This is a genomic window from Vibrio sp. V38_P2S17PM301 (genome assembly GCF_009904845.1).
Lineage (GTDB): Bacteria > Pseudomonadota > Gammaproteobacteria > Enterobacterales > Vibrionaceae > Vibrio > Vibrio proteolyticus.
On the sequence record NZ_WXWO01000036.1, the window covers coordinates 93,312 to 103,251 of the forward strand.

Annotated in this window: 9 protein-coding genes; 2 read left to right on the top strand and 7 right to left on the bottom strand. The window is 53.4% G+C overall.

What is annotated here, in order from left to right:
* Window positions 1–54: 54 nt before the first annotated feature.
* The gene (glgB, locus tag CAG64_RS08580) at window positions 55–2,241 is read left to right on the top strand and encodes a 1,4-alpha-glucan branching protein GlgB (RefSeq protein ID WP_161488900.1); all 2,187 of its coding nucleotides are present in this window, start codon (window positions 55–57) and stop codon (window positions 2,239–2,241) included.
* 79 nt (window positions 2,242–2,320) lie between these two features.
* Here the strand turns inward: glgB and CAG64_RS08585 are convergent, their stop codons facing one another.
* From CAG64_RS08585 to ltnD, 6 genes are read right to left on the bottom strand one after another with little or no spacing between them, the layout of a single operon-like run.
* Entirely contained in the window at window positions 2,321–3,811 is a 1,491-nt protein-coding gene (locus CAG64_RS08585) for a GntP family permease (protein ID WP_161488907.1), read from the bottom strand.
* Entirely contained in the window at window positions 3,811–4,779 is a 969-nt protein-coding gene (gene denD / locus CAG64_RS08590; protein WP_161488901.1) for a D-erythronate dehydrogenase, read from the bottom strand. The genes CAG64_RS08585 and denD overlap by 1 nt, the downstream gene beginning before the upstream one ends.
* Window positions 4,780–4,818: 39 nt before the next feature.
* Window positions 4,819–5,595: a 2-oxo-tetronate isomerase gene (otnI, locus tag CAG64_RS08595; RefSeq protein WP_021706715.1), complete on the bottom strand. Its 777-nt coding sequence runs from the start codon at window positions 5,593–5,595 to the stop codon at window positions 4,819–4,821.
* Complete coding sequence (gene otnC / locus CAG64_RS08600) at window positions 5,595–6,227, bottom strand: 3-oxo-tetronate 4-phosphate decarboxylase (protein WP_161488902.1); 633 nt, start codon at window positions 6,225–6,227, stop codon at window positions 5,595–5,597. Before otnC ends, otnI begins: the two co-directional genes overlap by 1 nt.
* A complete protein-coding gene (gene otnK, locus CAG64_RS08605; RefSeq protein ID WP_161488903.1) occupies window positions 6,220–7,479 on the bottom strand; it encodes a 3-oxo-tetronate kinase in 1,260 nt (419 codons plus the stop codon). Before otnK ends, otnC begins: the two co-directional genes overlap by 8 nt.
* Window positions 7,480–7,483: 4 nt before the next feature.
* Window positions 7,484–8,380 (bottom strand): L-threonate dehydrogenase, encoded by an 897-nt coding sequence (gene ltnD / locus CAG64_RS08610; RefSeq protein ID WP_161488904.1) that lies wholly within the window; start codon window positions 8,378–8,380, stop codon window positions 7,484–7,486.
* A gap of 273 nt (window positions 8,381–8,653) precedes the next feature.
* Between ltnD and CAG64_RS08615 the strand changes: the two genes are divergently transcribed.
* Window positions 8,654–9,412 carry a DeoR/GlpR family DNA-binding transcription regulator gene (locus CAG64_RS08615; RefSeq protein WP_161454458.1) on the top strand — a complete coding sequence of 253 codons (759 nt, stop codon included), beginning with the start codon at window positions 8,654–8,656 and terminating at the stop codon, window positions 9,410–9,412.
* A gap of 16 nt (window positions 9,413–9,428) precedes the next feature.
* Here CAG64_RS08615 and CAG64_RS08620 read toward each other — a convergent pair whose 3' ends face one another.
* The gene (locus CAG64_RS08620; RefSeq protein ID WP_161488905.1) at window positions 9,429–9,767 is read right to left on the bottom strand and encodes a hypothetical protein; all 339 of its coding nucleotides are present in this window, start codon (window positions 9,765–9,767) and stop codon (window positions 9,429–9,431) included.
* Window positions 9,768–9,940: the final 173 nt, after the last annotated feature.

The window sequence follows — 9,940 nt, forward strand, 5'->3', positions numbered from 1 at the left end:
TCAAATGGAAGAGATAAACGCCTCCGCAGGACAGCCAGGTTAGGGAGAAAGAATTTGAAGAAAAGCAACAGCATTGATAACAAAAAAACACACGCCTATAACCAGCTTTCTCAAGCGGCCTTTGCTGACCCGTTTGGTTTTCTAGGGCCGTATCTGACGGTTGAGCAGGGCGCTTTGCGCGTGTGGATGCCGGGGGCTGATCGCGTGTCTCTGGTGATTGAGGGCGAAGACAGAATTGAGCTAACCCGCGAAGATGCCTCCGGATTCGTTTTGAAACCCGCACGTGATCTGAGATTCACACACTATCAACTGGCGGTTGACTGGGCCGGGACGGAACAACTGCTGGATGACCCGTATCAGTACCATGAATTGTACGCTGAATATGATGATCTGCACACACCGAAACACATGTATCATCACATGGGCGCACAGTTCGTTACGTTAGAGCGCGGTGGTCAGCCGATCGACGGTATCCGCTTTCTGGTCTACGCGCCGCACGCGTCGGCGTGCAGTCTGATCGGCAGCTTCAACAATTGGGATGGTCGTCGTACCCCGATGCAGCGCCTGGACTACGGTGTGTGGGGGATATTCATTCCGGGTCTGGAAGAGGGAGCTCAGTACAAGTTCGAACTCAAGGGGCCTGACGGAAAAGGCCTGCCGCATAAAGCGGATCCATGGGGCTTTCAGGCTGAGCAGTATCCGTCGTTTGCTTCGGTGACCTACAACCACCAACGTTATCAATGGCATGATGCCAATTGGCAATCCCGCCCAATCAGCGAAAAACGCAAACAGGCGTTGTCGTTTTATGAGCTGCATGCCGGTTCGTGGAAACGGGATGACAACGGCGATTTTCTCAACTATCGCCAATTAGCTGACCAACTGATCCCATATCTGGTTGATCTGGGTTACACCCATGTTGAGCTGATGCCGGTTTCTGAGCACCCGTTTTACGGCTCCTGGGGCTATCAACCGGTCGGACTGTTTGCCCCCACCAGCCGTTACGGTTCACCAGATGATTTCAAATATTTTGTCGATCAGTGCCACCAGGCAGGCCTTGGGGTGGTACTCGACTGGGTTCCGGCGCATTTTCCATCAGACGATCACGGTCTGGCGGACTTTGATGGCACACCGTTATTCCACGACCCGGATCCGCGCCGTGGCTGGCATCAGGACTGGAATTCCTATATTTATGACATGGGGCGCGAGCACGTCCGTCGCTTCTTAGTGGCCAATGCGTTGTACTGGTTTGAACAATTCCACATCGATGGTATTCGAGTTGATGCCGTGGCTTCCATGCTGTATCTCGACTATTCCCGTAGCCATGATCAATGGGTGCCGAACGTCGATGGCGGTAATGAAAACTACGATGCAATAGCGACATTGAAATGGATGAACGAGGAAGTGTACAAATACTTCCCGAACGCCATGACCATTGCAGAAGAGTCGACGGCGTTTCCCGGCGTGTCTGCCCCAACCTTTGCTGGCGGCTTAGGTTTTGGCTTCAAGTGGAACATGGGTTGGATGCATGACAGTCTGGCGTACATCAAAGAAGACCCAATCCATCGTAAATATCATCACGATACCATCACGTTCCCGCTGGTGTACGCGCATAGTGAAAATTACGTTTTGTCGTTGTCACACGATGAAGTGGTGTACGGCAAAGGCTCGATTCACAACAAGATGCCGGGTGACGAATGGCAGCAGACCGCCAACTTGCGTGCTTACTATGGTTATATGTATGGTCAGCCGGGCAAAAAACTCAACTTCATGGGCGCTGAAATAGGTCAGACAGGTGAGTGGAATCACGATGATCAGTTACAGTGGTTTCTGCTGCAATTTGAGCGCCATCAGGGCGTTCAGGCTCTGATTCGTGACTTGAACCATATGTATCGTCAACAACCCGCGCTGTTTGAACTCGACAGTGAGCCTCGTGGGTTTGAGTGGCGCTTGCAAGATGAAGCGAAAATGAGCATTCTGGCTCATGAGCGTATCAGCGAGCACGGCGAGCGGATTCTGGTGGTGACCAACTTCACCCCGGTACCTCATGACGTATTCCATCTGGGTATGCCGGTGGCGGGGGAGTATCACCTGCTGCTCAACACCGATGATGCTAAATACCATGGCAGCGGCTATGCGGTGTCGCAACAATTACGTACCGAGGCGGTTGAAAGTCAGGGTCTGGCGCATTCATTACCACTGAGCCTTCCACCATTGGCGACGCTGTTCTACAAACTGCAATAAGCTGAACTAACAAAGAAAAAGCCCGATTTATACTGTAAATCGGGCTTTTTATTCGTTGGTGAAACTACACCGCGATGGTTTACGCGGCGCTGTGTTGCATCGATTTACTTTGTGACTTTACGAAATAGACACAGCCAGCCAGCACCAACAGAGGGAGCACTGGGTCGAACCAACTACCGTGCGTACCGAACAACAGGTTAAGGACCATCACCAGCGTGCCACCGATGGCCCAGGCTATCGTGGTGGGCACGGTCCAGATGACCAGTTGCTTGCGCACTTCCGTTACGCCCATCAAGCGGTTGACTATGTGGAACAGGCTGTCGTTGAAATAGCCGGCAAACAGGCTGCCCATCGTGGCGGCAGAGGCTGCAAACAGCATGTTGATGCCTTGCATTTCGGCCAGAACCGGGGCGGAAATGGAGGCGGCGGTGATCATCGACACCGTGCCGCTGCCCTGAATCACCCGTACCAGTGTGGCGATAATAAACGGGATCATAATGGGTGAAATCGACAAGGCCGCAATCTGGTTGGCGATTTCGGCGCCAGCGCCGGATTCACGCAACACACTGCCGAGTGCGCCACCGGCTCCGGTAACCAACAGGATGATGCCAGAGGTAGAAATCCCTTCTTCCAGTTTGTGGGTGGTGGTGGCTTTATCCAGGTACGGAGTCAAGGTGTAGACGGCCAGCAACGTGCTGATAGACAGCGCGATCACCGGGTGACCGAGGAAGCTGATCGTTGCGCCAGCGGTGCTGTCCGACAGGCCCACTATGCCCAGCTGTTTTTCTGCCAGCGACATCAGAGAGTTAATCAGGATCAGTATAATCGGTACCACAATCGGCATGATCGACTTGGTCAGCGACGGCAGATTTTTCGAGGCTTTTGATGCCATGTAGTCGTCATGCACTTTTTGTAAATCGTCTGACTCCCGTGCCAGCGGCGGCGGTGTCATGTACTCCGGAAAGTGATTTTCCAGCCAGCGAGCGTACATCACTACGCCGTAGATGCACGGCAAGGCAATCAACAGACCTAACCCAAGCATTGAGGCAATATCGACACCGAAGATACTGGCAACACCAAGAGGCCCAGGTGTTGGCGGAATACAGTGGTGCGCGACCACCAGACCACCGGCCAGTGCCACGGTCAGCGTCAGAATTGAACGCTGAGATGTTTTCGCCAGCGACTTGGCAATGGGGTAGAGAATGATGAGTGCGCTGTCGACAAACACCGGAATACTGACAATATAACCGGTGATCGCCAATGCCATCTCTTCCCGCTTTTTGCCGAGCCATTTAATAAAGTGGTAAGCGATAGACTCGCCAGCGCCGGAGGTCTCCAGAATCGCGCCCATCATTACCCCGAGCCCGATCACAATACCGATGCCGCCGAGCGTGCCGCCAAAACCTTTGCTGATGGCGGCCATGGTTTCATCGACACTCAGACCGCCGATCAAACCAGCAATACAGGCAGCACCCAGCATGGCAATCAGAACGTGAACACGCGTACGAAGCACCAGGTAGATCAACACAAACACGGCGATAATCAAACCAATAACGGAAATAGGTAACATCACACGGCCTCCTGTTCTGCGATTGGGTACTGGCTCAGGTAGCTCGCCAGAATTGTCGGGAAGTCGCGGTCAGCTTGAAAACCCAGCGCCCGTTCTTTGTCGTTGTCGAAGGCTTGAGGCCAACTGGCTACAATTCGTTCTACTGCTGGGTCGGTTTCGTTACTGACCAGGGCCAACCGCTGCGGGCCGGCCACATCTGCCAGTGCCGCCAGCATTGTCGCTGGTGTGACCTGAATGCCGGGTAAATTGAAGGTGCGGAAACCCGTGATATGTTCAGCTGATAGCTGACTGGCGTGAACAATATTGTCGATCACCGTGCCGGGACTGGAAATCCATAATGGCAGATCCTGTCTGACCGGGCAGTTGGCGCCTTCGCCTTTCAGTGGCTCACGAATGATGCCACTTACAAACGATGAGGCGGCCTTGTTGGGTGTGCCCGGACGGATACAAATCGTGGGCAGGCGTACGCTGATGGCATCGACCAGACCGCGACGCCCATAATCATTCACCAGCAGCTCGCACATGGCTTTTTGAGTGCCGTAGGATGAACTCGGCTGAGTGGCCGTCATTGGTTCAATCACGGCAGGAAGTTGTCCGCCGAACACCGCCAGTGAACTGGAAAAGACAAAGCGGATGGCCGGGTTAGCCTGACGGCACTTTTCCAGTAACAGTTGGGTAGCGGTGAGGTTGACTTTAACGCCCAGATCGAAATCTTCTTCTGCGTGGCTTGAGACGATCGCCGCGAGGTGAAAGACATGGGTTGTCTCGGTATCAATGAGTCCTTCAACGTCAGCCGGATTGGTGATGTCTGCCACCACAGACACAATGCGGCGGTCGGTTTGTGCGGATTCTGCCAGCACCACCCGGTCGACGACCTTCAATGATGTAATGTCGGGAAAACGACGGAGTAAGGTTTGGGTCAGCATGGCGCCCAGAAATCCGGCGCCACCGGTAATAACGATGTTCATAGGGGTATCCTTGTCGTAATTGCTAGTGTGTACTTCCTGTTATAGGTATGGGGTTAACCAGCCCAGGCCTTCTTGTGTGCCTGATTTCGGGTTGTATTCGCAGCCTATCCAGCCGTGATAGCCAGCGCTGTCCAGCGCGGCAAAGATGTGCGGATAGTTGATTTCTCCTTCTGAGGGCTCGTGACGCAATGGAACTGAAGCAATTTGCACGTGGCCGATTACGGGTGCCAGATCGGCGATCATGCGCGTCAGGTCGCCATCCATAATTTGTGCGTGATAGACATCAAACTGCAGCTTGACGTTGGGGTGTGCAATACGCTCAATCAACTGAGCAGCATCGCGTTGATGCGCGATCAAATAATGGGGAACATCCCGGCTGTTGAGCGGCTCGATCAGCAGAGTGATATCGTGCTCGGCGAATTTATCCGCTGCGTAGCGGATGTTACTGACAAACGTTTCCAGGTGCTGGGCCCGGCTGTAGCGCGGATCAACAATGCCGGCCATGGCGTGTACTTTTGGGCAGCCCAGCGTTGTGGCGTAGTGCAGTGCGGTGTCGACACTGTGGCGAAACTCTTCTTCACGTCCTGGCAGTGCCGCGATACCGCGTTCGCCGTTGTCCCAGTCGCCTGGTGGCAGGTTAAACAGCGCTTGTTCGAGCTGGTGCGCTTTCAACTGATGTGCCAGCGCATCGGCCTCGTAAGCGTAAGGGAACAAAAATTCTACCGCTCTGAACCCGGCTTGCCGAGCTAGAGCAAAACGTTGCAAAAATGGCTGCTCGGTGAACAGCATGGTTAAATTGGCAGCAAAACGGGCCATTATTTCCCCCTTCCTTTCAGATCATCGACTTCCGCATCAGTCAGATAACGAATAGTCTGACCGCGAAGCATCAGTGCCAGTTTGGCGGTTTCTTCGAGCTCTTCCGCGTTGTCGACGGCATCACACAGATCGGTCCCGGTGATGACCGGACCATGGTTGGCGAGCAAGAACGCCCGGTAGTCAGCTGCCCGGTTGGCGAGCTCAGTGGCAATTTGAGGATCCCCTGGCCGCAGATAAGGGATCACCGGTAACTGTCCGATCCGCATCACATAGTAGGGTGTGAATGGACGGATCGCGTTGTTCGGGTCCAGCCCTTCCAGGCACGATAAAGCGGTCAGATACGTCGAGTGAAGATGCACGATCGCATTGCAAGCGGGCTGGTTGCGATAGATCGCCAGATGGAAGGCGATCTCTTTCGAAGGACGATCTCCCGAGAGATGCTGGCCATCAATATCCACCACGGACAGCGTGTCGGCGTTCAGACGACCGAACGACGAACCGGTTGGTGTGGTGAGAAATGTGCCGTCCGGCAGCTTCACAGAGAGATTGCCGGCACCGCCAGTGGCGTAGCCGCGCTCAAACATTGAGCGGGCCAGGCTGACCATCTGTTCTCTTAATTGTTGCTCAGTCATGGATAAACCCTTGTGCGCTAGTAAAGAAGTGTTCATCACCGAAGTTGCCGGACTTCAAGGCCAGTGACAGCGGCTGATCGATGGCTTTGACCCAAGGCACTCCGGGGGCGATTTGCGGTCCGATGTAAAAACCTCTGACGTTCAGGCTTTGAGTGACCACACCCGAGGTTTCCCCTCCGGCAACGATAAAGTTGCTCACGCCATGCTGTTGCAGGCGTTGTACCAGATGGTGGAAAAATTGCTCTACCGCCTGGCTGGACGCCTGGACACCAAATTCAGCCTGAATCGCGTGCAGCGTGTGTGGCTGTGCAGTGGCGTAGACCATTGGCGCCAGTGGATCGTTCAGATGGGAGATCACCCAGTCCAGTACCTGTTCGATATAGGCCGACTCACACAAACACTGTTTCACGTCCAGTGCAAAGTGAGCGGCTTGAGATTGATAGGCGGCGACCTGGCGATTCGTCATGACGGAACAAGAGCCGGACAGAATGACAGTGCTGCCTGAACCAGGTTGTCCGGCTTGCATGGCCACAGATTGATCCGACAGCGCGTTCGCCCAGTTTTGCGCGATACCAGCCGCCAATCCGGATCCGCCAGTGATCAGCTTCAGCTCGCGGCATGCATGTCCGATCGACGCCAAATGTGCATCGTTGAGTGTGTCGACCACAGCGTAGCGGTAGCCTTGCTGTCTGAGTGCATCGAAACGTGCCGCGATGGTCTCAGCGCCCTGCTCAATCTGCTGATAGTTGACTAATCCGGCCCGGCCTTGTGCCTGCGCTTCCATCAGACGCATTAAATTGGCGTCTTTCATCGGCGTGACCGGGTGGTGGCGCATACCGGACTCGTTGAGCAGCTCGCCCTGAACAAACAGGTGTCCCTGGTACACGCTGCGGCCGTTGACGGGTAGTGATGGGCAGATAATGGTGAACGGTTCCCCCAGCTCATTGAGCAGTGCATCGGTTACCGGGCCGATATTGCCCTGTGGCGTGCTGTCAAACGTGGAACAATATTTGAAGTAAAACTGCTGGCAGCCTTGCGCTTGCAGCCAGTGCAGCGCTTGGATCGAGAGCGACACGGCCTCGTTGACCGGACAGGAACGGCTTTTCAGGCTGATCACCACCGCATCGGCGGTTAGTGACATCTCTTGCTGAGGAACGCCGTTCAACTGAATGGTTTTCATGCCATTGGCGACAAGAAACCCAGCGATATCCGTCGCACCAGTGAAATCATCTGCGATGACACCTAATAACATGGGATTACTCCTTCGTTGGTAATGTGATGCCTGGAAAAATTTTAATCACGGCACTGTCGTCTTCTTTGCCATGACCTGCGTTACTGGCGGTGGTGAACATATTGAGTGCGGTACTCGCCAAAGGCAGTGGGAAATGGAGCGATTTGGCGGTGTCGGTCACCAGTCCCAGATCTTTCACGAAGATATCCACCATGGATTTGGGGGTGTAATCACCGTCCACCACGTGTTTCATCCGGTTTTCGAACATCCATGAGTTACCCGCTGCGTGTGTGACGACGTCATACATTAAATCAAGTGGGATATTGGCTCGTGCGGCCATTGCCATGGCTTCTGCCCCAGCCGCGATATGCACACCGGCCAGCAATTGGTGGATAATTTTGACGGTTGATCCCATGCCAATCTCTGTGCCCACGGTGTAAACCTGACTGGCGACGGCGGACAACACGGACTCCAGTTGCTCAAAGACGCTCGGAGCGCCAGCCGCCATGACGGTCAGTTCTCCGGCGGTGGCCTTGACGGCCCCACCTGAAATGGGCGCGTCTAACATCGGCAGTGAATAATCGGCCAGATCTGCCGCGATCGATCGGGCATCCTCTGCCGAGATAGTTGCGCACACCATGATCGGAGTCGACGGTTTGAGCGCTGCAGCCAGGCCCGATTCGAACAACACACGGCGAACCTGCTGGGCATTCACTACCAAAACGATAACAGCGTCCAGATCCTGAGCAAATGCGGTCGCACTGGTTGCTGTGGCGGTAGCGCCACTGGTTGCCAGCGTTTCCAGCGCTTGTGGGTTTACATCCACACCGTAGACGTCAAAACTGGCTCGGAGGCAGGACTGCGCGACACCCATTCCCATGGAGCCCAGCCCTATCACGGCGACCGATTGTACTTTGTGCATCGCACCATCCTCTCTTGTTATAATTTGTGAATTAATGTTCATGTTTGTGATTCTAGCTATTGATTGAAACATTACTGCCATGTTCATCACAAAAAATAACATTGACTAAATTGTCACTTGTGAGGATGTGTGAATAAAAGACTATAAGTTGGTCCTGAACAGCTAATAACAATGAGTTAGAGAGAATGTGTTTCTCAGGTTTAACAAATATTCACATCGATGTTCGATAACGTGTTATGCTTTTGCCAGTTTGATTACCACAGAGTAAAAGAAATGATTCCTGCCGAACGTCAACGCGCCATTCTGGCGTTGCTGAGTAATCAGCAAGTGATCAGCATTAATGAACTGACGCAGCAACTGGATGTGTCACACATGACCATTCGCCGTGATATTGCGAAGCTGGAGGCCGATGGACGAGTTATGTCGGTTTCAGGAGGTGTGCAACTGACTGAGTCGATCCATATTGAGCTGCCGCACGACGACAAGATTGCCAAGCAGCGGGAGGAAAAAGTCAGAATCGGTCAGTGTGCTGCGGAGTTCATTCGACCACACACCACAATCTATTTGGACGCAGGTACGACTACGCTTGAGATTGCCCATCAACTGACGCAGCGGCATGATCTCACGGTGATTACCAATGATTTTGCAATTGCGGCTTACCTGATGGCCAATTCCGACTGTGCGCTGTACCACACCGGGGGAAAAATTGACCGTTTTAACCAGTCTTGTGTCGGCGACAAAGCCGCCAGCCTGCTCCGGGAGTTGAATATCGACCTGGCGTTTGTGTCCACCTCGTCGTGGAATTTGCGTGGAATTTCCACACCGAGTGAAGACAAGGTTTTAGTCAAAAGGGCGATTATTGCGGCGGCGCAGAGTAACTACCTGGTGAGTGACTCTTCCAAATATGGTCGGGTAGCGCCCTTTCATGCTGTGGACATAAGCTGTTTCGACAAAGTGATTACCGATCCACAGTTTCCCCAAAGCTGCATTCAGGATTTTGCTGAACGCGGCGTTGAGGTCGTGATTGCCTGAACGGCACTGCTGCCGGTTATTGGGCGGGTTGTTGATTGAGTTTATAAATGATGGTCTTCAATTGCGCGGATTCCATCAACGAAGCCTTCAGGCTGCTGAGTTGACGATCATGGTCGGCGAGATCACGGCTACTTTTAGACAGAAAGGTGGTGTAGTTTTTCTCTTCTTGTTTGCACATTAACAGCGACAGGTAATAAAGTTCATCGCCACTTAGCCCAAGGTGAGTGGATTCGTCCTGCTTTTTCAGGACACAGGATGAAAATGCGATATCCGGCGGTACGTCAACACTGTTTGCCTCGGCCGTTTGTGCAGTTACCCCCAGTATCAGGCAAAGAAGCAGCGGAAAGGAGCGCATTACAGAAACCCTATTGCCAGGTTAATAATACCGGACCAGAATGCTGAGCCTGCAAAGCAGGCGAACATGTTGCGGTCCAAGCGAATTTGGCTGCGTTGCCCTTTAGATTCACGAAAAAACAGGTTGAGTGGAGTGAGTAAAACCAGTAGGGCAATATACCAGCCCCACGACCA

Bases quoted from the DNA above. Each gene is read 5' to 3' on its own strand.
- CAG64_RS08585 (WP_161488907.1), bottom strand. From the start codon at position 3,811: ATGTTACCTATTTCCGTTATTGGTTTGATTATCGCCGTGTTTGTGTTG.
- denD (WP_161488901.1), bottom strand. From the start codon at position 4,779: ATGAACATCGTTATTACCGGTGGCGCCGGATTTCTGGGCGCCATGCTG.
- otnI (WP_021706715.1), bottom strand. From the start codon at position 5,595: ATGGCCCGTTTTGCTGCCAATTTAACCATGCTGTTCACCGAGCAGCCA.
- otnC (WP_161488902.1), bottom strand. From the start codon at position 6,227: ATGACTGAGCAACAATTAAGAGAACAGATGGTCAGCCTGGCCCGCTCA.
- otnK (WP_161488903.1), bottom strand. From the start codon at position 7,479: ATGTTATTAGGTGTCATCGCAGATGATTTCACTGGTGCGACGGATATC.
- ltnD (WP_161488904.1), bottom strand. From the start codon at position 8,380: ATGCACAAAGTACAATCGGTCGCCGTGATAGGGCTGGGCTCCATGGGA.
- CAG64_RS08615 (WP_161454458.1), top strand. From the start codon at position 8,654: ATGATTCCTGCCGAACGTCAACGCGCCATTCTGGCGTTGCTGAGTAAT.
- CAG64_RS08620 (WP_161488905.1), bottom strand. From the start codon at position 9,767: ATGCGCTCCTTTCCGCTGCTTCTTTGCCTGATACTGGGGGTAACTGCA.